This is a genomic window from Pseudoalteromonas arctica (genome assembly GCF_012927645.1).
Taxonomy (GTDB): domain Bacteria; phylum Pseudomonadota; class Gammaproteobacteria; order Enterobacterales; family Alteromonadaceae; genus Pseudoalteromonas; species Pseudoalteromonas arctica_A.
The window spans coordinates 104866-128581 of the sequence record NZ_JABBMT010000004.1 but is presented as its reverse complement, the minus strand read 5'-3'; the positions used below and the strand labels follow the sequence as shown (position 1 = coordinate 128581).

The 23716-nt window shown below is 40.2% G+C and carries 23 protein-coding genes; 16 read left to right on the top strand and 7 right to left on the bottom strand.

Translation table 11 applies throughout. From position 1 onward, the window contains the following. Positions 1 to 22 precede the first annotated feature (22 nt). The 3 genes from HHO47_RS04165 to djlA are packed head-to-tail and all read left to right on the top strand — an operon-like array spanning position 23 to position 2604. A complete protein-coding gene (locus HHO47_RS04165) occupies positions 23 to 1027 on the top strand; it encodes an aminoglycoside phosphotransferase family protein (protein WP_169019145.1) in 1005 nt (334 codons plus the stop codon). Continuing rightward, positions 1027 to 1683 (top strand): N-acetylmuramate alpha-1-phosphate uridylyltransferase MurU, encoded by a 657-nt coding sequence (gene murU, locus HHO47_RS04160; protein ID WP_169019144.1) that lies wholly within the window; start codon positions 1027 to 1029, stop codon positions 1681 to 1683. The genes HHO47_RS04165 and murU overlap by 1 nt, the downstream gene beginning before the upstream one ends. Before the next feature lie 45 nt (positions 1684 to 1728). Then, positions 1729 to 2604 (top strand): co-chaperone DjlA, encoded by an 876-nt coding sequence (djlA, locus tag HHO47_RS04155; protein ID WP_169019143.1) that lies wholly within the window; start codon positions 1729 to 1731, stop codon positions 2602 to 2604. Here djlA and HHO47_RS04150 read toward each other — a convergent pair. Both HHO47_RS04150 and rluA read right to left on the bottom strand, forming a co-directional pair. Further along, complete coding sequence (locus HHO47_RS04150) at positions 2587 to 3516, bottom strand: DUF3530 family protein (RefSeq protein ID WP_169019142.1); 930 nt, start codon at positions 3514 to 3516, stop codon at positions 2587 to 2589. The genes djlA and HHO47_RS04150 overlap by 18 nt on opposite strands. A gap of 76 nt (positions 3517 to 3592) precedes the next feature. After that, on the bottom strand, positions 3593 to 4246 hold the full coding sequence (gene rluA / locus HHO47_RS04145; protein WP_169019141.1) for a bifunctional tRNA pseudouridine(32) synthase/23S rRNA pseudouridine(746) synthase RluA: 654 nt from the start codon (positions 4244 to 4246) through the stop codon (positions 3593 to 3595). A 1277-nt stretch (positions 4247 to 5523) separates the two neighbouring features. On the opposite strand from rluA, the gene HHO47_RS04140 reads away from it, so the two are divergent. Continuing rightward, positions 5524 to 6423, top strand: a complete 900-nt coding sequence (locus tag HHO47_RS04140; protein WP_169019140.1) for a Dyp-type peroxidase — start codon at positions 5524 to 5526, stop codon at positions 6421 to 6423. Positions 6424 to 6442: 19 nt separating this feature from the next. Here HHO47_RS04140 and argR read toward each other — a convergent pair whose 3' ends face one another. Beyond that, positions 6443 to 6910 (bottom strand): transcriptional regulator ArgR, encoded by a 468-nt coding sequence (argR, locus tag HHO47_RS04135; RefSeq protein WP_169019139.1) that lies wholly within the window; start codon positions 6908 to 6910, stop codon positions 6443 to 6445. A gap of 224 nt (positions 6911 to 7134) precedes the next feature. Between argR and mdh the strand changes: the two genes are divergently transcribed. Next, positions 7135 to 8070 (top strand): malate dehydrogenase, encoded by a 936-nt coding sequence (gene mdh / locus HHO47_RS04130; RefSeq protein WP_169019138.1) that lies wholly within the window; start codon positions 7135 to 7137, stop codon positions 8068 to 8070. 83 nt (positions 8071 to 8153) lie between these two features. Here mdh and ispB read toward each other — a convergent pair whose 3' ends face one another. Then, positions 8154 to 9125, bottom strand: coding sequence for an octaprenyl diphosphate synthase (gene ispB / locus HHO47_RS04125; RefSeq protein WP_169019137.1), 972 nt, complete (start codon positions 9123 to 9125; stop codon positions 8154 to 8156). A 423-nt stretch (positions 9126 to 9548) separates the two neighbouring features. Here ispB and rplU point away from each other — a divergent pair, with 423 nt between their 5' ends. The 8 genes from rplU (at position 9549) to HHO47_RS04085 (ending at position 15645) form a co-directional block, all read left to right on the top strand. Continuing rightward, on the top strand, positions 9549 to 9860 hold the full coding sequence (gene rplU / locus HHO47_RS04120; protein WP_006794538.1) for a 50S ribosomal protein L21: 312 nt from the start codon (positions 9549 to 9551) through the stop codon (positions 9858 to 9860). 16 nt (positions 9861 to 9876) lie between these two features. After that, positions 9877 to 10134 carry a 50S ribosomal protein L27 gene (gene rpmA / locus HHO47_RS04115; protein ID WP_064665557.1) on the top strand — a complete coding sequence of 86 codons (258 nt, stop codon included), beginning with the start codon at positions 9877 to 9879 and terminating at the stop codon, positions 10132 to 10134. A 141-nt stretch (positions 10135 to 10275) separates the two neighbouring features. Continuing rightward, positions 10276 to 11430, top strand: a complete 1155-nt coding sequence (gene cgtA, locus HHO47_RS04110) for an Obg family GTPase CgtA (protein ID WP_169019136.1) — start codon at positions 10276 to 10278, stop codon at positions 11428 to 11430. 72 nt (positions 11431 to 11502) lie between these two features. Further along, positions 11503 to 11994: a type 3 dihydrofolate reductase gene (gene folA, locus HHO47_RS04105; protein WP_169019135.1), complete on the top strand. Its 492-nt coding sequence runs from the start codon at positions 11503 to 11505 to the stop codon at positions 11992 to 11994. 79 nt (positions 11995 to 12073) lie between these two features. Continuing rightward, a complete protein-coding gene (locus HHO47_RS04100) occupies positions 12074 to 12451 on the top strand; it encodes a DUF3718 domain-containing protein (RefSeq protein WP_169019134.1) in 378 nt (125 codons plus the stop codon). Positions 12452 to 12587: 136 nt separating this feature from the next. Continuing rightward, the gene (locus tag HHO47_RS04095; protein ID WP_169019133.1) at positions 12588 to 13289 is read left to right on the top strand and encodes a DUF3581 family protein; all 702 of its coding nucleotides are present in this window, start codon (positions 12588 to 12590) and stop codon (positions 13287 to 13289) included. Positions 13290 to 13387: 98 nt separating this feature from the next. After that, on the top strand, positions 13388 to 14632 hold the full coding sequence (locus tag HHO47_RS04090) for a DEAD/DEAH box helicase (protein WP_169019132.1): 1245 nt from the start codon (positions 13388 to 13390) through the stop codon (positions 14630 to 14632). A 41-nt stretch (positions 14633 to 14673) separates the two neighbouring features. After that, positions 14674 to 15645 (top strand): sensor domain-containing diguanylate cyclase, encoded by a 972-nt coding sequence (locus HHO47_RS04085; RefSeq protein WP_169019131.1) that lies wholly within the window; start codon positions 14674 to 14676, stop codon positions 15643 to 15645. 41 nt (positions 15646 to 15686) lie between these two features. Here HHO47_RS04085 and HHO47_RS04080 read toward each other — a convergent pair whose 3' ends face one another. Continuing rightward, complete coding sequence (locus HHO47_RS04080; protein WP_169019130.1) at positions 15687 to 16643, bottom strand: methylenetetrahydrofolate reductase; 957 nt, start codon at positions 16641 to 16643, stop codon at positions 15687 to 15689. A 257-nt stretch (positions 16644 to 16900) separates the two neighbouring features. On the opposite strand from HHO47_RS04080, the gene HHO47_RS04075 reads away from it, so the two are divergent. Beyond that, positions 16901 to 19786 (top strand): M16 family metallopeptidase, encoded by a 2886-nt coding sequence (locus HHO47_RS04075; RefSeq protein ID WP_169019129.1) that lies wholly within the window; start codon positions 16901 to 16903, stop codon positions 19784 to 19786. Positions 19787 to 19844: 58 nt separating this feature from the next. On the opposite strand, the gene HHO47_RS04070 is transcribed toward HHO47_RS04075, so the two are convergent. After that, positions 19845 to 20453 carry a hypothetical protein gene (locus tag HHO47_RS04070; RefSeq protein WP_211183601.1) on the bottom strand — a complete coding sequence of 203 codons (609 nt, stop codon included), beginning with the start codon at positions 20451 to 20453 and terminating at the stop codon, positions 19845 to 19847. Between the two features lie 277 nt (positions 20454 to 20730). Here HHO47_RS04070 and cysE point away from each other — a divergent pair, with 277 nt between their 5' ends. Then, complete coding sequence (gene cysE / locus HHO47_RS04065) at positions 20731 to 21549, top strand: serine O-acetyltransferase (RefSeq protein ID WP_169019127.1); 819 nt, start codon at positions 20731 to 20733, stop codon at positions 21547 to 21549. Positions 21550 to 21575: 26 nt separating this feature from the next. Then, a complete protein-coding gene (locus HHO47_RS04060; protein ID WP_169019126.1) occupies positions 21576 to 22247 on the top strand; it encodes a hypothetical protein in 672 nt (223 codons plus the stop codon). A 6-nt stretch (positions 22248 to 22253) separates the two neighbouring features. On the opposite strand, the gene xseA is transcribed toward HHO47_RS04060, so the two are convergent. Continuing rightward, positions 22254 to 23588, bottom strand: coding sequence for an exodeoxyribonuclease VII large subunit (gene xseA, locus HHO47_RS04055; RefSeq protein ID WP_169019125.1), 1335 nt, complete (start codon positions 23586 to 23588; stop codon positions 22254 to 22256). Positions 23589 to 23716 lie beyond the last annotated feature (128 nt).

The following is a 23716-nucleotide window of genomic DNA, read 5'->3' as shown; positions in this document are numbered from 1 at the left end:
TGAAAAATAGATATCTTGTAAAATGAATCGTTATAAAAGTTTACAGCAGTTTTTAAATCCGCACTTCGACGATGAAGTATACCAGCTAGCAGCGATCACAGGAGACGCCAGCTTTCGCCGTTATTTCCGTTTAAATCGCGGTCAAGAAAGCTATATAGTTATGGACTCAGATCCAGCTAAGCTCGATAACACCCCTTATATAGAACTCAACAAAGTTTTTTCTGAGCATGGTTTCAAGCTACCAAAAATATTACATGCTGATGAAAAACAAGGATTCTTCTTATTAAGCGATTTAGGCAATATACATCTTGCTGATATGCTCGATGATAAAGAACGTATCAATCACTATAAACACCTTATAAAACTCAGTGCACAATGGGCAAAAATGCCGCCTGTTGAACACATGGAAGATTTTGATCGTGCATTTTTAGAATTAGAACTAAGTATTTTTTTAGAGTGGTTGGTTGAAGGATTATTAGAGCTAAAAGTCACTGCTGCAGAACGTACTTTATGGCAAACGAGCTGTGAGTTGTTAATTGAAAATATACTCGCGCAACCTAGCGTCACCGTACACCGTGATTTTCATAGCCGTAATATTATGCACAGCGAGCAACAATGGGCAATTATTGATTATCAAGATGCTGTGCAAGGCCCAGTATGTTATGACCTTGTATCGTTATTGCGTGATTGCTATTTTAAACTTCCTCACGATGAACTTGAGTACTTACTCGAACATGCATTTACTGAGTTTGAGCAACAAGGCTTGATTAATAACACCAGCTTTGCAACCTTTAAGCAATGGTTTGATTTAACTGGTATTCAACGTCATTTAAAAGCAGCGGGTATTTTTTGCCGGTTAAATTTACGCGATGGTAAACTCGGTTATATGGATAATGTATTACCAACACTGCGCTACATTAGTGACGTGGCGCAAGAACACTCATCGTTGGTGGAGCTGGGTAAATGGATCAACAGTACGATTATTCCTGCTACCTTAGCAGCACTCAATAAAGTGCCCACTAAATAATGAAAGCGATGATTTTAGCCGCAGGTCGCGGTCAGCGGATGATGCCACTTACCGCAGAATTACCTAAACCTATGTTAAAGGTGCAAGGAAAACCATTAATCGAGCATCATATTGAGCGACTAAAAACCGCAGGGATCACTGATTTTATTATTAACCTTGCTTGGCAAGGAGATAAGATCCGTGCTTACTTTGGCGATGGTAGCCGGCTTGGTGTACATATTGAGTATAGCCAAGAGCCTGAGCAGGGATTAGAAACAGCAGGTGGTATTATGCAAGCCTTACCTTTGCTTGGTGAGCAATTTATTGTAATTAATGGCGATATATTTACCGACTATGATGTTAGTTCATTACTGCATATTCACTTAGATGCGGGCGAGGCACATATTGTGTTAGTTGAAAATCCAGCCCATAACCCTGATGGTGATTTTACACTGCGCCATTTAGATGAAGGTAGCCCAAAGTATACGTTTTCAGGGATTAGTCGTTTTCATCAGCAATTTTTTGCAGGAATTGCAGCGGGTACTCACCGCCTAGGTCCGCTATTAAAAGAAAAGTTGGCTGAGCATAGTGTTTCTACAGAGTTGTACATTGGTCGTTGGGATGATATTGGTACGCCAGAGCGATTAGCACAATTGAATAACTCGTTAGCAGGATAGCAAAGTAATTCATTAAGTAATTCACATATATAATAGGAGCGCCTCATGTGGGGTAAAATTTTAGGTGCCTGCTTTGGCTTTATGTTTGGGCGTATTATAGGCTTATTTATAGGTTTATATCTTGGTCATATGTTTGATAAGAGTTTAAAGCAGAACTTTGACAAAGTCGGTGGCTTTTCAAGCTTATTTAAAGGTGATGATGATATTGATCAGCGCCAAGCGTTATTTTTTACCAGCTGTTTTGGCGTAATGGGGCACATTGCTAAGTCAAATGGCCGCGTAAGCGAAACCCACATCCGTGCGGCCAGTTTATTTATGGATGAAATGGGACTTACCGGTGATGATCGAAAAGAGGCACAAGATGCGTTTAAAGCGGGAAAAGACGCTGATTTTTCATTAAAAGAAACGGTTTTCGATTTTAAAGAGCGTTTTGCTCGTCGCCATGATCTATTGCAACTGTTTTTAGAGATTCAAATTCAAATGGCGTTTTCTGATGGGGTGTTAGCTGCGCAAGAAAAAGAGCTACTCCAAGAGGTAAGTAAGTTACTAGGGATCTCTAAAACTCACTTTGCATTTGTACTTAAACGTTACCAAGCTGAGTTTTCATTTCGTCAGCAACAACAACGCTATCAACAGCAGCAGCAACAACGTCAACAAGGGCAAAGCAGTAGTTATCGTGAAGGCTCAGGGCATCATGTACCGCCAAATAGTGGCATGAGCCGTACTCAAGCTCTGGCTTTGCTGGGGCTCAATAATGAGGCGAGTGAACGAGAAGTAAAAGTAGCGTACCGTAAATTAATGGCACAGCATCATCCTGATAAATTAGTTTCTCAAGGTTTACCTAAACATATGATGGAACTGGCAGTCAAGAAAAGCCAAGATATTCAGGCTGCTTACGAATACTTAAAAAAGGCGGCGTAAAAACCCGTCTACCTCCTTGGTCAAGCGCTCATGTTGCTCAGGCTCAGAGCGCAAACCAAACAGCTCACGTTGGCGGTAATCATATTTACTGTGTCGTTTTACCCAGCGCTTTCTATCCGCCACACTCAGCAGTAAGTCTGGGTTATCTATGTTGTAGTAAATATCCAATAGCGGCGGACTAATAGTCGATATAATCGCGTTAAGTTGTTGGTTACGTTTACTGTTTGGTAAATAACTGCTAAGGCTGACAAATGCATCTATGTTGGTATTGGGATATTCACCATAATGTTCGAGCAATACTCCTGCAGAGGCACCTTGTGCAATAACAACAATTCTCCCATCTTCATCCAATGCACTTTGATACAACGCATTAAAGCGTGCAATTAAGTTGAGTTTATAATTATCTATTATCGCGTTGCTCATATGATCGATAGCATCAACATGTACAACAGGAGTAGGTGTGACAGCTGATGGTTCGCTATTACCTGAATTTGTAGCTTGTTTAGTCGCAGCAGGTTCGGTAGTTTCACTTTCATCCGCAGGTGGCGCTGCTTGCCAATCAATATCGGGTACTGTTATGGCAATTGTGGCATAGCCTAAATCGTTAAGTTGCGTGCGTAAAAAGTTGAGCCCGTTGTTATTGATAGGTAAGTGTTGCCAATCAGGGATAATTAACACCACACCGCGCTGTTGGGCACCCATGTGTTGGCGATATAAGCTTAAAAACTCAGTATCACCAGCAAGGAGCTGTTTTAGTTCATCTTGCGGCATTAGGCGTGATAAATCATTACTGCTGATTGTTGACCATGGTGTGGGTGCAATAAAGTCGACTGCTTGGGCTGACATAGTCAAAAGAGTTCCGTAAACCAAACTAATTAATTGTAATGCTTTAAACTGTTTGCCGATAGACATATAAACCACCATGATGGATCAATAAGTGGTTATCGGCGTGTACAGCAAAAAGTTTAGGGTGATTTTTAGCTCACAATCAAAACTCTGGCTCGGCTTCAAAAGTCATAATTTGTGCTGTTACTGGATGAGTGAGCTGTAGCATTTGTGCGTGCAATTGCAAGCGTGGGGCAGCAGCCAGTGCATCAGGATGAGCATAGAGCCTATCGCCTAAAATAGGGTGCCCCAATGACAACATATGTACACGTAATTGATGAGAACGCCCGGTAATAGGGGTAAGTTCCACACGAGAGGCGTGTGGCTCATGTTCTAGTACAGTGTAATGAGTTAAAGAGGGCTTCCCCTTGTCATGATCAACCATTTGCTTAGGGCGGTTTGGCCAATCACAGATCAGTGGCAAATTAACAGATCCCGTTAATGGTTCGAGCTTAGCGTACACTCGGGCAATATAGCGCTTTGCAGTTTGGCGTTCTTGAAACTGCATACTTAAATGACGATGAGCCGCTTTATTCATTGCTAAACAAATAATTCCAGAGGTTGCCATATCCAAGCGATGAACTATTTTTGCCGTAGGAAAAACACGGTTAACGCGAGCTATCAAACAATCGGCGTGTTTAGGATCTTTTCCTGGCACAGTCAACAGTTCACTGGGCTTGTTGACGATCAGTAAATCATCATCTTGAAATAAAATGCTTAAATATGGATCTAATGGAGGATTGTAGTTAATTAACACGGCCGACCTCAATGATTTATGAGCGCACTATTTTAGAGAAGTCAGCGCTTATACACAATCAATAACGTATTAGAGTAGACTTGAGAGTATTAATGAAATGAACGAATTGGCAAGTAGTCGTTAAGCTTAGGGGCAAAAAGAAAGCGCGAACTATTGCTAGTCGCGCTTGCGGAATCTTCTAATTTTCTGCATCCTGCAATTGAACTTAATCAACTCCTAAACTTTACTAATCCATGTGATCACACGGTTACTTATTCGTTCTGTGTGATATAGGCTATCCGTGCCTCTGTCCTATGTACTTCCTTTCATCCCTTTTGGTAATCTCTATTACCGGTCCTTTACGCATCGTTCTGATGCTATCCCTTCGTTAACAGTTCCATTGTGATGCCCTTTAGGGCCTGTCCGTCTGTCCGCTTTTATAACATCCTGTCTAACAACTCTCTTGCGAGCCCTGTTGTTATTCCCTTTCGCACCATCTTGACGCTGTCCGTATACTTACTATCCTTAGTGCTACTCATCCTGAGCCTGTCCGTGAATCCTTTTTTCCTAAAGTAACCTTTAATTCGAGGTTTATGAGTAATCATTCCTTAGTCCGTTTACTCATTTAAGCGTCACTGCTTAACCGATGAAGTAAGTATAGAGAGTATCTGTAAACAAAATAGGCTAAAAACAGTAATGAAAATATAGTCATTATTTTGAAATATTATAAAAGTTATTATATTTTATGTGGTTAGTTTGTTTTTATACTTTTTTTATGATGCTTTATACTCAATAGCTGTCATAAGCGTGAGATATATCGCACAAGTGATTTCCATTATGGGCGTGGTTGCCTTTGATAGTGGGTGTAAGTGTAGCGTTGCTTGGACAATTTCCAATCGTATACGTGCAGATATCCCTTAAAGGATTACAAACCAATACGTATCAAGGCGCAGTGTCGCAGTGTAATTCTTTAAAATAAATGCTCGTTACTGATAAGCTAGTGATTATGGATTGCGGGAGAATTGCCCAACAAAGCAGGTTTGATCCGCTATTTAGCGTTCCAAGTTCAAAGGTAGTTGCAGAATTTCTTGGTCAGAGCATATACTTAGGTGCAGATGTATTAACAGCAGCTGAATATCATACTGCTTACGGGTGTGCTGAGTTATTTGTTGCCCATCGTCGAGTAAAGTAAGTTGGGTAACTTTATGTTCACCCATACCATCTGAGTTAATACCTTTTCAATCCCAAGACAGTATGCAAATACGGTGACTATTTAGACTTTGAGTTAAGGAAATACCATGGCGCAAGCGCAATCTGGAATTTGTGCTGAAGCAAACTTGCACGGTTTACATTTATTTTTTAATGTATTTGACGGCCACGATGAGTCATTACGCAAAAAGTTAAAATACGTTAGCATTATCCAAGATGAGTTTTCAGATCAGTTTTCTGAATCGATGCTCTCCAGCCTAGTTGCAGTGGGAGCACAGTACTGGCCGCATATCCTGCCTGAATTTCTGCCTACTGAATTACAGAGTTTTCCTAATATTACTCATAATGATCATATTATGGGTGCTCAGCCTTTTGATTTATTTGTCCAAATTCGTTCCGATAGGGAAGATGTGAATCATTTATTTGCTTTGCAAATTCTCAAATTATTTGCCCCTGATGTAGAATTGGTTGAGCAAGTGCGAAACTTTCGATTTTTAGATGGACGCGATTTTAATGGTTTTATACTCGGTGGAGATTCCCCTCATGGTCGCCAAAAGCGTATTACAGCGTTAATCAATAACCCCAACCATTTTGAAGATCAAGGCAGTTACGTGCATATACAGCGTTATAAGCATGATTTAAGTGTGTGGCAAAACCTACCTCTGAGTGAGCAAGAGCAAATAATGGGACGCACTCGTTTAGATAATACCTTGATTATGCCAGCGCCTGAAAATAGCCATGCAGTACGCACTGAGTTAAAAGGTGAGCAAGGGCAACCACTGCAATTAAATCAAAACATGCCTTATGGTGACGTTTACGAACAAGGTATATTAGCGATTAGTTATGCAGCACAGGGAAATGCATTTGAGCAAGTTTTACTAAGTCGATTAGGTGATGGCGATTGCTATGATCACTGGCTTGATTTTACTCAAGCCGATATGGGGTCTGCGTTTTTTGCCCCATCAATTAACTTTTTAAAGCAGCTGTGAAAGTTTTGAACTGGTAGATTTATACCGTATCAAATAAAATACGCACGCGTTCAAGAGTTATATCAATTTCAGATACTTTAGCTGGAGCGATAAAAATAGTATCGTCGCCAGCAATGGTACCTAGTACGCCATCTGCTTTACCTAATGAATCTAATAGTCGAGCAATTAATTGTGCAGCACCTGGACTGGTTCTAATGATGATCATCATTTCGTTATGCATAATATCAATCACTAACTGACGCAAAGGGCTTTTCGCTGTAGGTACGCCCATTTCAGCAGGCAAACAATACACCATTTCTTGCTTGGCATTACGAGTGCGTACCGCGCCAAACTTACTTAACATCCGCGACACTTTACTCTGGCTGATATTATCAAAGCCTTGCTCTTTTAGGGCGTCAACAATTTCACCTTGTGAACCAAAGTTCTCTTCTTTTAAAAGTGCTTTAAAGGCCTTTACTAATGCTTCTTGTTTATCTTGTGGTTGCATATTATAGGTTCTTATTCATAAGTGATGCGCTAATTGTACACAATATTGCATACTTATGCAGTAGTTGTTTGCTTTTGCGATGGGTTTTAGTGCTGTAAACCAACAAGTTTACAACTATGGTCTAAATTATACGTGAAATAAGCAGGATAAATTTGTCTTTAGTCGTTAATTTCATTATCTTTAGAGCCACAAATATTTCCTACCTCAAATTACGGAGAATTCCAATGAAAGTTGCTGTATTAGGTGCTGCTGGCGGTATCGGCCAAGCGTTGTCTTTATTATTAAAAACAGGCTTACCAGCTGGTTCTGAATTATCACTTTATGATGTTGCTCCAGTTGTTCCTGGTGTTGCTGTTGATCTTTCTCATATCCCAACAGACGTTAAGGTTACTGGTTTCGGTGCTGACGCGCTAGATCAAGCATTAACGGGTTGTGATATCGTTCTTATCCCTGCTGGTATGCCACGTAAGCCTGGTATGGATCGCGCTGATTTATTTAATGTTAATGCTGGTATTATCAAAACATTAGCAGAGGGTATTGTTGCTAATTGCCCTAAAGCATTAGTGGGTATTATCACTAACCCTGTTAATGGCACTGTACCAATTGTTGCTGAAGTATTTAAAAAAGCCGGTACTTACGATGCTAAGCGTGTATTCGGTATTACAACACTCGATGTGATCCGTTCTGAAGCGTTCATTGCTGAGCTTAAAGGCGTTGACGTAGCAAGCGTTAAAGTTCCAGTAATTGGTGGTCACTCAGGCACAACTATTTTACCGCTACTTTCTCAAGTTGAAGGCGTTACTTTCACTGATGAAGAAGTGGCTGCACTGACTCCACGTATCCAAAACGCGGGTACTGAAGTAGTTAATGCTAAAGCGGGCGGTGGTTCTGCAACATTATCAATGGGTGCTGCTGCTGCACGTTTTTGTATGTCTTTAGTTAAAGGCTTACAAGGTGAAGACGTTGTAGATTACGCATACGTTGCTGTTGAAAATGGCGATGCAGAGTACTTTGCACACCCAGTACGTTTAGGTAAAAATGGCGTAGAAGAGATTCTTTCTTACGGCGAGCTAAGCGCATTTGAAGAGCAAGCAAAAAATGACATGCTGGATACGCTGAAAAAAGATATTAAAGAAGGTGTTGATTTCATCAACGCTTAATTGCTAAGTCGATTGATGTAAAAAAGCCTGCGTTTGCAGGCTTTTTTTATGCTCGAAGGATTTTTAATACAATTAGGAATTTATTAGTGATTACGATCAACGGCAATACGTGCCAAGCTAACGAGTGCTTCTTTATATAGTGATTCATCTAAGACAGATAAACACGCAATCGCTTTATCAGCTTCTTCGTTGGCTTTACTCATCGTAAACTCAAGTGCTTTGGTTTCATTAAGGGCACTTAGAATAGCTTCTAAGTGATCCATACCATTACTGTGTTCAATGGCATCACGGATCAACTGCACTTGCTCAGCAGTACCGTGGCGCATTGCATAAAGTAACGGTAAAGTCGGCTTGCCTTCGGCTAAATCATCACCAATATTCTTACCTAACTGCTCAGCATCAGCATTGTAATCAAGTACGTCATCCACCAATTGAAAAGCGGTTCCTAAATGCATACCGTAAAGATTAAGCGCTTGCAGCGTAGAGTCGTCTTTTTCGGTAATAATCGCAGCAAGCCCTGTTGCAGCTTCAAATAATTTAGCTGTTTTGGAGTAAATTACCTGCATATAGCTATCTTCGGTGGTATCAGGGTCGTTACAGTTCATTAATTGCAGCACTTCACCTTCTGCAATTACGTTGGTTGCATCAGCGAGTATTTGCATAACTTGCATTTTACCAATGCCGACCATCAGCTGAAATGAGCGGGTGTAGATAAAGTCACCAACCAGTACGCTGGCTGCATTACCAAATTCAGCATTTGCCGTCGGTGTTCCTCTGCGTAAATTTGATTCATCAACGACATCATCATGCAGTAATGTGGCGGTGTGAATAAATTCAACAATAGTTGCTAAAGTAACATGATCTTTGCCTTCATAGCCAAGTGCTTTAGCCGCTAAAATAGCCAACATAGGGCGAACACGCTTGCCGCCGCTGTTTACTATATATAAGCCTAGTTGATTGACTAATGCTACATCAGAGCGCATTTGCGCGTAAATTAGTTGATTGACGTCATTCATATCGTTTTCGATTAACGCCTGGATAGCTTTTATATCCATTGATCTCCGAGCCAATTTTAATGGGTATACGGGGCCGATTGTACAACAAAAAACAGCTTTGCTCGACAGTTTGTGACGATTCGCTGAAAAAACACGGCTAAGCAGCTTAATTTAGGCTTAATTAGTAAAGATAACTTTTTTATTTGAGAAAATTTACGGTAATTCAACATGGTTGTTTTTTATTCTTACTGCGTGTTTGTTCGCGGTGTAATTTATTTGTCATGAAATGCTAAAAAGGCTTGGCATAACGCCAATTTAATATAAAATATATTGCAAATATTGAATCGCTTTCAATGCAGCTATTTTTTATTCATTTAATTAAGAAAACAGGCTTGCTAGTTTTTGCACATTAGCGTAAACTTCGCGCCCTATTGAATAATATTTTAGTTGCGTCGATTTGAGGGCGCACAGACGGAGTTAATTATGTACGCGGTTTTCCAAAGTGGTGGTAAACAGCACCGTGTGACTGAAGGTCAAACAATTCGTCTTGAGAAATTAGACGTTGAGACTGGTGCAGCAGTTGAATTTGATTCAGTACTTTTAGTTGCTGATGGTGAGAAAATCGAGATCGGTGTACCGTTCGTAAACGGTGGTAAGATAACAGCTGAGGTTGTTTCACATGGTCGCGGTGAGAAGATTAAGGTTGTTAAATTTAGACGCCGTAAGCATTCTCGTAAGCAAATGGGCCATCGTCAATGGTTCACAGAAGTTAAAATCACTGGCATTAGCGCTTAATTAGAGGTACTTAGAAATGGCACATAAAAAAGCAGCTGGTAGTACTCGTAACGGTCGCGATTCAGAAAGCAAACGCCTTGGTGTTAAGCGTTTTGGTGGCGAATCAGTTCTAGCGGGTAGCATCATTGTTCGTCAACGTGGAACTAAATTCCATGCTGGCACAAACGTAGGTATCGGTAAAGACCACACTATCTTCGCAAAAGCAGATGGTAAAGTTCAATTTGAACAAAAAGGTCCTTTAAACCGTAAATACGTAAGCATCGTATCTGAGTAATCAGAATCGGTTCTTAAAAAACCCCGCCTTTGCGGGGTTTTTTGTTTTGAAAATAAATATATACCTAAGCCAAGCCTGCAATCAGCTTGGCTTAGGTATATAATAGTGAAATTAACAAGCCAATCCCTAAAGTGAGTAATCATGAAGTTTGTAGATGAAGTAGAAATTCGCGCAGAAGCTGGAGACGGTGGCAGCGGCATCGTATCTTTCCGCCGTGAAAAATATGTCCCTGATGGTGGGCCAGACGGTGGTGACGGTGGAGATGGTGGTAGTGTTTATCTACAAGCTGATGAAAACTTAAATACCCTTATCGATTATCAGTTTGAGCGTTTTCATAGAGCTGAACGTGGTACCAATGGCCGCAGTCGTAACTGTACAGGTAAAAAGGCTGATGACTTATATGTGATGGTGCCTGTAGGTACTCGGATCATGGATGTTGATACCCAAGAAGGTCTTGGTGATTTAACGCAACATGGTCAAAGAATTTTGGTTGCAAAAGGCGGTTTCCACGGCTTGGGGAATGCGCGTTTTAAATCAAGTACTAACCGAGCACCTCGTCAAAAAACATTGGGTACACCAGGTGAAGTACGTAATCTTAAACTAGAGTTATTATTATTAGCTGATGTTGGTTTATTAGGTTTGCCAAATGCAGGTAAGTCTACCTTTATTCGTAGTGTATCGGCAGCGAAACCAAAAGTAGCTGATTATCCATTTACTACGCTGATCCCAAATTTAGGTGTAGTACGGCCAGAGGCTAATAAATCATTTGTTATTGCAGATATCCCAGGGTTAATCGAAGGTGCCTCTGATGGCGCAGGCTTGGGTATTCGCTTCTTAAAACATTTAGAACGTTGCCGTGTATTACTACATATTATCGATGTTATGCCTGCTGATGGTTCAAACCCAGTAGATAATGCATTTGCAATCATCAATGAGTTGCATCAGTACAGCCCTAAGCTGGCTGAAAAACCACGTTGGTTGGTCTTTAATAAAATAGACTTATTACCTGAAGATGAAGCTCAGGCGCTATGTGAGAAAATTGCCGAAGAGTTAGGCGAAACTGAAAATATTTATCATATTTCTGCAATTAATAAGCTAAATACTCAGCCATTAATTCATAACATCATGACGCTGCTCGAGAGCATGCCAAAAGAAAAATTTGTGCCTGCTGAAGATGAAGAAGTTGAATTTAAGTGGGATACCTACCACAAAGATGCTACTAAGAAGAATGATGACGACGATTGGGATAGTTGGGATGATGACGATTATGACGTGGAAGTTGTTTATGAACGTTAGTAATAAATAGGTTATCGAAAAAGGAGCAAACGCTCCTTTTTCTTTTTTAATGAAAAAGTATTAGGTGTTAATGTGAAAATTTCAATGATTGCAGCAATGGCTAAAAACCGAGTGATTGGTCAAAGTAATAAGATGCCATGGCATTTACCTGCTGATTTACAGCACTTTAAAGCGGTTACTATGAATAAGCCTGTGATTATGGGGCGTAAAACATTTGAGTCAATTGGTCGCCCTTTACCGGGGAGACGCAACATAGTTATTAGCCGAAACACTGACTATACTGCTGCTGGAGTTGATGTGGTAATATCCCCAGAGGATGCTATTTCATTGGTGTGTGAGTCTGATGAAGTTATGGTAATTGGTGGCGGAAATGTCTATCAGCAATTTTTAAAAAGTGCTGATAGACTTTATTTAACGTTTATTGATCTTGATGTCGCAGGGGATACTCAGTTTCCTGATTACGAACAATCAGCAAACTGGCAAGTTGTAGAAGAACTATCAAATCAGCCCGATGATAAAAATATTTATGGTTATAAATTCGTTACATTGGATAAAATTAAGTAACATTATTGCGGTTAGGCTTATTGGTTGATACAATATTAAACAACTAAGGTAGTTATAAAGTATTACATAAGGGTCTACAATGATAAAATTATCAACACTCGTTATTGCTGCAGCAGTTATTTCTGGTTCTGTTGCTTTTAGCGCGCCAGTTAAAGCGGATGATCAGTTAGCTGTTTCAATTTGCGAGTACATTGCCGCAGATGATAAAAATCGTCTTCGTAGCAAGTTAAAAAGCTCTCGTGTAAAAATCCGTAATATTTACGACGCAGTGTTATGTAATGGTAATAACTTGCTTCGCCATGCAGTTGCCAGTAATGCATTAGATACCGGTGAATATATTGTGAAAAACTTATCTAAAAGTTATTTAGAAGATGGAGCAGATATAGCATGGGCCGAAGAAAATGGTCATGGCGGTTCAGCATTAATACCAGCAATCAAAGAACGTGCAGGTTTATAAGTTATAATTAATTATTAAAAAGCCGCGATGTCGCGGCTTTTTTGTATCTGAAACAAAAGTTTCACAGATTCGACCTCTATTGTAATTTTATCTGATAGAATAGGTCGGTTATAAGCAGTTTAAGCAGTGAACAACTATGTTAAGTCCTTTTTATCAGCAACATGCTGATTATGTCTCTATTTCTCGTGAACAAGGGTGTCGTTTCGCAAAATGCGTTGCTGATGATTACAATACACTTCATGATAAAGATGCAAAACGTTTTTGTGTGCCTGGAGATTTATTATTTTCATTGGTACTAAGTCGTTATGGTATCAGTGAAAAAATGGAATTTACTTTTGCCGGCATGGTTGATGAGCATTCTAAGCTCAACTTTCCAGAAGGTGCGGACGAATTTAATGTGACTAGCGGCGATAAAGTCATGTTAAAGGTAAAGCGCGAAGGCAAAACTAGCCAGTGTCAAACCCTCACCGACAGTCTAATAAAAAATTATGTTGAGTTTTCTGGCACAACTTTTCCGCATGTGATTATTCCACTTATGGGCAAACAAGATGTAATGATCAATCCAGCTCGCCCTATGGTTATCTATGAGTCAATGTTGATTAATCTTGATACATTAGAGATCCATGCCCCGACGTTAGAATACGCAGAGCCAAGTTTTGAGTATACTGGCAAACGTGGAAAAATTACTTTGCGCTTTAACTTGTTAGAAAATGGCGTAAAAGTTGGCTGTGGTGAAAAGCACATGTTGGTATCAGGTATTCAACAATATTGCCAAGATACTGTGGATGATTTAATTACGTTCTATAATCAACGTAAAGAAACTCTCAAACCAGCCTGAACATTTAGCTAGTTTAAAAAGGCGCCGCAAAAGCGCCTTTTTTGTTATTCGCTTTGGGCGTACAATAGCATCATTATTTGTTACACAAAGCTAGATTTATGTCTGCGACTACTTTCTCTGAGTTAAAACTCGATCCTATACTGCTTAATTCACTTGAACAAAATCAATATCATACCCCTACGGCGATACAGCTAAAAACTATTCCGCTGATTTTAGCTGGTCATGATGTGATGGGCAGTGCGCAAACCGGCACAGGTAAAACAGCGGCATTTGTACTTCCTTTATTGCATAAGTTATTGACCACTAGCAAAAGGGATGAACAGGGCACTACACGGGTATTAATTTTAACGCCAACCCGAGAGCTTGCTCAGCAAGTCTTTACTAGCTTTGAGAAATACTCGCAAGGTACTGATATTAAAGGCGCACTCGCTTATGGTGGTGCCAGTATTGGCCCACAAATTAAAGCCATGAAAGATGCACAAGTTGTAGTGGCAACACCTGGGCGATTGCTGGATCACATTATTAAGGGCAGTATCAAGCTATCTAGTGTTGATTCGTTAGTCTTTGACGAAGCTGATCGCATGCTTGATATGGGCTTTATTGACGAAATTAAACGTATATTGCGCCATGTTCCTAGTGATCGTCAGACTTTACTATTCTCTGCGACCTTTGACGATAGTGTGTTTAAACTGAGTAAAAAGCTACTTAAAGATCCTAAATTAGTTGAAGTTGATAAGCGCAATTCGGCCGCCGTAGAAGTGGAACAGATCATTTACGCGATTGATGAAGACCGTAAACGTGAGCTAGTCTCCCACATGATAGGTATGAAAAACTGGCGTCAAGTATTAATTTTTACCCGTACTAAACAAATGGCCGACAAGCTAGCCAAAGAAATGTGTAAAGACGGATTAAAAACACAGTCAATTCATGGTGATAAATCTCAAGGTGCACGTGATAGAGCGCTGCAGGACTTTAAAGACGGCACAACTCGTGTGTTAGTGGCTACCGATGTTGCAGCACGTGGGTTAGATATTAGTTCATTAAAGTATGTGATTAACTTTGAATTACCTTACATAGCTGAGGATTACGTGCACAGGATTGGCCGTACGGGACGCGCTGGCGAGCAAGGTTTAGCGATGTCATTAGTTAGCTTAGATGAACAGTGGTTACTTGAAGAAATTGAAGTGTTACTTGATACGCGATTGACACCACAGTGGCTTGCAGGTTATGAGCCAGATCCAACCAAAAAGCCTAAAGATAATCGAAAAAATAGTAATAAATCACGAAAGGAACGTGATAAAAAGCGAGTTTTAGGCAAAATAAATACCCACCGTCGCCGATAACTTTCTTATACTTAAATTAGGTATTTGAAGCAGGTAAAAGTATGTTTAAAACCAATCAATGGGTATTTTTAGAAAAAGATAACCAAATAGCTTTACATAAGTGGCAAAAAATAGTCAATTTAATGAGCGATTTATTCTCAGCACCAGCAGGGTTTATTGTACAGGCAATAGAGATGGGTTATCGCGTTGTTATTGCTAGTGAGCAAAAAGACAATCCTTATAAAGCTGGAGTTGTTATTTCTGCTGATACCAATATATTTTGTAAAAAAGTGGTGCAAGACAACCGCGCACTCTATGTAAGCCATGCCAGCAAAGAAAACTACTGGTTGGATAATCCAGAAGTAACTGAAGGTGGTTTCGAGTCATATTTAGGTGTGCCAATACATTGGCCGGATGGAGAGGTGTTCGGCACTTTATGTGTTATGGATTTCGCAGTCACTGATTATCAACGTAATTACATAGAGCTTATCAAACAGTTGCGCGATATGGTTGAAGATGATTTAGCGATGATTAATAGTTTTGTGCAAATGCGTGAAATAGCAATGCTTGATCCGCTTACCAATATTTATAATCGCAGAGCACTGAGTTTACTTGCCCAACAAAAACTAAATTTGGCGAATCGATTAGGCTTTCACGTGTGTTGCTTATTTATCGATATAAATGACTTTAAATGGGTTAATGACAACCATGGCCATGAAGTGGGTGATAGTGCATTAATAGTATTGGCACAAACCCTAAAAAATCATTTACGTGATGCTGATATTATCGGGCGTTTAGGAGGCGATGAATTTGTTGCTGTGTTGCAAATTAGTAGCCGCGACAGTGTTAAACATGTGACAACGAAAATTATTGAAGGTTATAAAATAGCGCTTAGCGAGCATAACTTACCAATTCTAAGTTTAAGTATAGGACATAGTTTTAGTGATAAAACTAAGCAGTCCTTTGAAGTACTATTAGAAAAAGCAGATAAAGATATGTATAAAAATAAACAGAAATTTAAACTATCTAAATAGCCATTCGAATAGTTAGAGCGTTATCATCACGGTTACTAAACTCAAGCAATCTGCTTTTCGGCTAGGTTTAATTCCATTGTCGCTTTTAATAAACGATAAAGGTTTATTGACGCATCAATCTCTTCTTTACGGTTAGTTAAGCTTTCAATATTTAAGCCCAGTGGCACACCTAAATGAGCGCAGCTTTGCAAAATTAAGTCTAAATTTTCACGGCAAATACGCACTGACTCACTCAATGGTTTTTCAGAGTCAAGCATACGCCATTTAGTTGCCTCAGGCACTGAGATACCTAACCACTGCATAAACTCAAGTGTTTTTTCACTGCCACACGGGGTAAACGTTAAGATGATACGGTTTGGTTTAATCCTCTGCGCTTTACAGCTACGTGCGTAACTGGTGATCAAATCAATGGTATCTTGCGCATTGTAAACAGCTTGCGATATAAAAAATTGACAGCCTTGTGCGGTTTTTTCAAGTAAGCGGTCATGTTCGTTACGCTTACTTGCGTGGCGCTCAGCGATGGTCACGCCACCTAAAAAGAAGTTGTCAGCTTGTTTTGATAGTGCTTTGTATGCGTTTGGTAAGCTCAATTTGATGTCACCATTAGATGAGGGACTACCAACGAGTACCAAGTTTTTTAGATCAAAGTCATTTTTAGTTTCGTTAAGCCACTGGTTAAATTCGGCCTCTCCACGTTGCGCTACACTTTTATAAGTGATCACATCTTGCTGTGATAATTGGCGTAGCAAGCGGCTATATTCACGAGGGTCAACGGTTTGTTTGAACGGAAAAGGGCGTGGCTTGTCAGTACGGCTGCTTTCGTCTTGAATGTCGTAAATAATCACGCCATCGTATTCAATTTCATGTAAACGATCTAACAGCTTTTGAGCGATTGTTTCAAGCTGCGCTTTATCAGTACCAATACGTGGCGGGGTAGTACCAATTAAGTACACACCTTGCTTGGTATCTTCAATTTTCTGTTGTAGTGATAAAGCCATAATCCTCATTCCAGCTAATTAGTTTCTATAGCAAACAATATAACAGCCATTTAGACGTCTAGATAGATTTTTTTAATGAAACTTTCTCAATAAATATGAATTTATCTCATGTTGTTTTAAGTTGAACGATGAAAAATACATAACTATTTACAGAAAATCTGCTGCAAGGTCTCTTATCGTGACCGGCTTTGTTGCATAATCAGTGTGGTAAATAAGTAGTTATAACTAAAAAAATATTCAACTAACAAGGGATAACAATGAAATTTAAATTATTAGCAACCAGCCTTGCGGTAACGCTTGCACTGGGCGGCTGTGCAAGTAACAGCGGCTCTAACATGGTCAAAGAAGTTGAGATTGAACAATCAACGGTCGTCAGTAGTAATGATCGCGTGTTCTCACAAGATTATTTATTAGAAGAGCTTGATAACGGTTTACGCGTCATGGTGGTGAAAACGGATTACCCTGATGTGGTATCACTACAAATTCCGGTATCCGTTGGTTCTCGTAATGAAGTAGAAGTAGGTAAAACTGGCTTTGCACACTTTTTTGAACACATGATGTTTAAAGGCTCTGAAAAATTTCCGCAAGATGTGTATTCAGACATTCTAAAAAATTCAGGTGTAGATAACCGCGCATACACCACCAATGATTACACTAACTATCACTTGAACTTTTCAAAGCAACATCTTGAGAAAGTTCTTGAGATTGAAGCGGATATTTTCCAAAACCTTACTTACTCAGAAGAGCAATTCCGTACCGAAGCGTTAACAGTAAAAGGTGAATACCTTAAAAATAATGCCAGTCCGGTTCGTAAGTTACTTTCCGCAGTACGTAATGAGGCCTTTGAAAAACATACCTATAAACACACTACCATGGGCTTTTTTGAAGATATTGAAGCCATGCCTGATCAAATGGCTTATGGTAAGGAGTTTTTTGATAAGTTTTATAAGCCTGAATATGTATCGCTTGTGATTGTCGGTGATGTCGATCCGCAAGCAACCATAGCAATGGTTAAAAAGTATTGGGGTAAGTGGCAAAAAGGTGACTATGTTGCCGATATTCCAACTGAGCCAAAGCAACAAGCAGCCAAGTACATACATGAGCAAAACGAAGGCCTACCAGGGCATTGGTTATTGGTTTCATACAAAGGAACTGCGTGGCAACCAGAGCAAAAAGACCGTGCCGCGCTTGATTTACTGTCACAACTTTATTTTTCAACCAACTCTGATTTATATCAAGAGTTAGTAGTTGATAAACAAATTGCTAGCCAAATGTTTAGCTACAACCCAGATACAAAAGATCCGGGTTTACTACATGTATTTGTAAAAGTTGAAAATGAAGCTGATTTAGCTAAAGCGCGCGATGCCATTAATAACACTTACGCAAAAGCGCGTACCGAACTTGTTGATAGTCAAAAATTAGCTGATTTAAAATCAAACTTAAAATATAGCTTTATTAACGGCTTAGATTCATCACGAGCAATAGCTTCAACCCTTGCAAGCTACATGCATTTTGAGCGCGACCCTGAAGTGGTCAATCAATCATATGCAACGGCCGACAGCATCAGCGCACAAGATATTCAAGATATTGCTAATAAGTACTTTGTCGATAGCAGCCGAACAACAGTAACTATGTCTGCGCTGGATAAAATTGCTGGTTTTGAGCAAGAAGTTGATTTAAATACGCTTGTAGCTAGTAAACACACAGTGCAAGAGCGTCACTTTAAAGTACTTGATAAAACCAACAGCTCGCCGCTGATTGATATTAACTGGTTATTCCACACCGGTGCGGCGGCGGATCCACAAGGTCAAAAAGGCGTGGCTGCGCTAACCGCTGCAATGCTTGCCCAAGGTGGTTCAGCATCTAAAAGCTATAACGATATTAAAAAAGCACGGTATCCACTGGCAGGCAGCTTTGGCTATCAAATTGATAAAGAAATGATTTCTTTACAAGGGCGAGTTCATAAAGACAATGCAGCACAATGGTACGCATTAGTTAGTGAGCAGTTACTTAACCCTGGCTTTAGAGAGGACGACTTTAAACGTTTGAAGAAAGAGCTGATTGACGGTATTAAATCAGGCCTTAAAGCATCTAATGATGAAGAGCTAGGTAAAGAAGTGCTTTATCACAAGCTGTATCAAGGTCACCCGTATGAAAGCTATAACTATGGTGATTTATCTGATTTAGAAGCGCTGACCTTAGATGATGTTAAAGCTTTCTATATTAAAGAATTTACTCAAGCTAAGCTAACTGTTGGTTTAATTGGTGCAGTGCCTGAGTCACTAAAAACCACCATGTTTGCTGATTTAAGCGATTTACCGAAAGGGGGGGAGAGTCGTTTATCAATTCCTGATGCACCAGAACTTAAAGGGCATCATGCCACTATTGTTGAAAAGTCAGCGCAATCAACAGCAGTTTCATTTGGTTTCCCAATTGATACTATTCGCAGCAGCGAAGACTGGACCGCACTTTGGTTAGTACGTTCATACTTTGGTGAGCACCGTAGCTCTAACGCATATTTGTATAATCGCATTCGCCAAACGCGTGGTATGAACTATGGTGATTATGCTTATATTGAATATTTTCCACGGGGTATGTTCCAAACAAAACCAGGCGCAAACTTGGGTCGTTCAGAGCAAATATTTCAAGTATGGCTACGCCCACTGCGTTCAAATAACGATGCTCACTTTGCAACCCGTACGGCTTTATTTGAACTTGATAAGCTGATCAAAAGTGGCATGACAGAAAAAGATTTTAACGCAACGCGTAATTTCTTAATTAACTTTGTGCCGCAAATGGTTGCCAGTCAAAATCGCCAATTAGGTTACGCACTTGATAGCGAGTTTTATAACACTGAGTCGTTTGTGAAGTATGTTACTACTAAGCTTGAAAAACTGACTTTAGCTGATGTAAATCGTGTAATTAAAGCGAACTTACAAACAGATAATATCCAGTATGTGTTTATTACTGGTGATGGTAAAGACATGCAAAAACGCTTAGCGTCTGAGCAAACATCCCCTATGGTTTATAACGCAGAAAAGCCAGCTGAGCTGGTGGCTGAAGATAAAGTGATCGCTGATTACAAGTTATCTATTCCTGCGAAAAACATTGAGGTACTTGCTGTAGATAACGTGTTTCAATAAGTGTAATTAAAAGCTGAATTGAAGTGCCTCAATTATTGAGGCACTTTTTTAGTGATAGTCACTTTTTATTTAGCCATTTGTCCATTGCTTGATCGTAAGCCTCTGTGACTTTTGTATTTGTACAATCAATCGCTTGTATATAGCTTTCAGGTAAGTCACTTTTTAGTATAACACCAGCCCCCATAGATACTTTCTTAAAGCATTTATCACCGTAGCGATAGATAGAAAGCTGCATACTTCGTTTTTCAATTTTTAATGGATCTATGCTGTTTGCTTGGTGTGCCTTTGGCACCGTAATACGCAGTGGTTGAGTGGACGTATTTGATTGAGATTGCGTTGCCGGTAATGTAGTTTGTTGTTCTTTAAGTATATGTTCCAAGCCTAGCTTTAGATCTATCTTTTTGTAGTTGTTAGTTTTTTCATCAGTAGCAGAGAGAGGCGATTTTTTCTGCTGTATAATTTTAACGCTGGGGCTTATTGGCGTAGTTACCGTTTTCGGTTTTGGGGAGGTCGCTTCGATTTGTTGTTTTGGCTTGCTAGGGATAGGCTGCTGGGGCTTTTCAGTCACAGGTAAAGGTTTAGTGTTAGCGGGCACAGTGATCATATATGCTTTAATGGGAGCTGTTTCTTGCTGTGGTAGTTTTGGTATTTTAATGGTTGTTAACATTAAAAAAATTATCCCGTGGAGCAGTAATGAAATAATCAGAGGCCAGCGCCACGTTGTCACAATACATTCCTTATTTGTGCTAGCTATACGATGACTTTATGACCTTTCAAGGCGCAGAAAGTTTCTAACCAAGGTTAGGTTTATTCAATAACGCTGTGGATCAAGCAAGAAAGTTATATCTAATAACCAGAACAAATAATTACAGTGTTAACACATACGTGATGAAATCCGTTAAACTAAAATAAAAGCACACCCAGTATTAATTTAAGGCCGTCCTATGCGTCATGAAATTTGGCAACAGCTTCGCACAGAAGCAAAAGAAGTCGTTACCCGTGAACCTCTACTAGCGAGTCATGTGTATTCATGCATTTTAAATCATGAGTGTTTAGGATCTGCGTTGAGTTTTATCGTTGCTAATAAGTTAGCAGACGCAGTGGTATCAGCATTTACCATTCGTGAATTATTCGATCAGGCGTTTGTCGAATGCGATCGAATGCTTACTCATGTCGCCCATGATATTAAAGCGGTTAAAGATCGTGATCCCGCTGCCGATACTTATTTAGCTGTGATCTTAAATTTAAAGGGTTTCCATGCAATTCAAGCACATCGACTGGCCCATTGCCTTTGGTTGCAAAACCGTAAAGAGCTCGCTCGTTTTATTCAAAGCCGTACCTCAGAAGTATTTGGCGTTGATATCCATCCTGCTTGTAAAGTCGGCCACGGTATTATGTTTGACCATGCAACTGGTATAGTGATTGGGGAAACGGCGGTTATAGAAGATAATGTATCAATCTTACAATCAGTTACCTTAGGTGGTACAGGTAATGAAAAAGGCGATCGTCACCCGAAAATTCGCGCAGGTGTCCTAATTGGTGCGGGTGCAAAAGTACTTGGCAATATTGAGGTCGGTGAGGGCGCACGTATTGGTGCGGGCTCTGTGGTGTTAAGTGCTGTACCACCACACACCACGGTTGTAGGCGTACCAGCTAAAATTGTTGGTAAACCAAATTGCCCCTGTCCAGCGCAAAGCATGAATCAGAATTTTTTAGACGTTGATGAGCCGCAAAACGAATCACACACCAGTGCAATGCTCTAAGTAAAAAAACTTAAAAGGAATTAAGCATGAGTAAAAATAATCCATTGTCGCTGTTGTTAGCATTTATCGCAGGTGTTGTTTTAACGTGGGGTTACTTTACGTTGAGCTCTGACGAAACAACTCCTGTGACTACAACACAAACACAGGTACTTGAACAAAAAGTCAAAATAATGCCTGCCAGTACCGTAGCTGCAGAGCTAGATATTGTATCCCAGTCTCAACAAGTGACAGAGATTACCTCGTCTGCCCAAGATGCATCAGCGCAAACAACGGATGAACAACCGCTTGAGGAACAACTGCAACAACTTAATCATGAACTCGCGCGACAGCGTGCGTTAGTTAAACGTTACGAGAAACAATCTCAAGCGCCTTCTGATTTCGAACAAGCTTTGCTAGACAAGTTTACTAAGCAAAGTCGTAATGAAGAGTGGGCTTATCGTACCGAAACCGCCATGAAGGACTTTTTACAGATTGCTGATCTTGGCATCACCCCTGAATTGGTTAGTGCGCAGTGTAAAAGTTCGCTATGTAAGTTTGAACTTGCAGCACCAAAGGATGTCGATGATTTTGATCATACCCAATGGCGCGAGCTCAATGATAAGTTGGTACAACAAGACTTTTGGCAGCAATTTAAATTAAGTACTTCAAAATCAAGCGATCGCGATTTTTCATTATTATTAAGTACTGAGTCAGAATAACGAGCCTCAGCTGACACGAGCTTGAATGACGCCATCAGCAAGCTCGGTTACAATTAAATCACCTTGAGTTACTTGCTTAATAGACTTAATCACTTGCCCTTGTTCATTTTTAGTGATGCTATAACCACGAGCGAGTACATTGAGCGGACTTACAGATTCTAATCGGCTAGCCTGCATTGCGAGGGTATGTTGGGCGCTGTGTAATTGTTGCTGCATGGTTTGTGTTAAACGCCCTTGCAGTTGTTGTAATTGATGATTTGCCTGAGTGATTTTGCGATCTGGCGAGCGCTGCATTAGTCGTGGTGTTAGGTTATTTAAACGGCGCTCATATTGATAGAGCCGCTGTTGTATCGCCTGTTGCAATGCCACTGTCAATTCATCTAAACGCTGTGCTTGTTGATTTAGTTGATTACGCGGATGGCACAATGTTAAACGGTGCTCAAGTGCTGTTGCAATGCTTTGCTTTGCAGATAACTGATGTTTAAACGCATTAGCTAAGCGATTTAATTGTTGTTGGATTTGATTATAAAGTTCGCTGCTATTGGGGCTAACAAGCTCGGCAGCCGCGCTGGGTGTTGCAGCGCGAATATCCGCCACATAGTCACTAATCGTCGTATCAATCTCATGCCCGACTGCGCTAATGATAGGAACTTTACTGGCATAAATAGCCCGCGCCAGCAGCTCATGATTAAAGCACCATAAATCTTCTAATGATCCACCACCGCGGCCTAAAATAAGTACGTCAACTTCATTGCGGGCATTAGCAATATTGATTTTATCAATTAATTGTAAGTGCGCATCTTTACCTTGCACCATAGCAGGATAGATCACCACTTCAAGTTGTGGTGCTCGACGTTTTAGTACCGTTAAAATATCTTTGATAGCTGCTCCTGTGGCTGAGGTAATAACACCAACACGATGCACAACCCCAGGCAATGGTTGTTTATGGGCGGAGCTAAATAAGCCCTCAGCTGCTAGGCGCATTTTTAGTTCATCAAACTGTTGCTTTAGTTGCCCTTCACCAGCCGCTTCCATGTGTTCAACAATCAGCTGATAGTCACCACGCGGTTCATACAGCGATACTCGGGCTCGAACTGTTACTTGTGCACCGTTTTCTGGACGATAACGTTGGCCGCGATTATTGCCACGCCACATGGCGGCTTTAACTTGGGCGCGATCATCTTTAAGTGTAAAATACCAATGCCCAGACGCAGGCGTAATGAAGTTTGAAATCTCACCGGTTAAATTTAACGATGCGAAACCTTGTTCAAGCACGGTTCTAATTTCTCTGTTTAGTCTAGAAACGGTATAAATCGTTTGCTGCTGGGATGTTATGGCCATAAAGCGACTCTAAAAAACGATGATGGCGGTATTTTATCATAAATATTTGTGAAATCTTATTTACTCATGCCCATAACGCTGATAAAATTTGGCCGCAATTCCTTATACAAGATCCACATGTGAGAAGT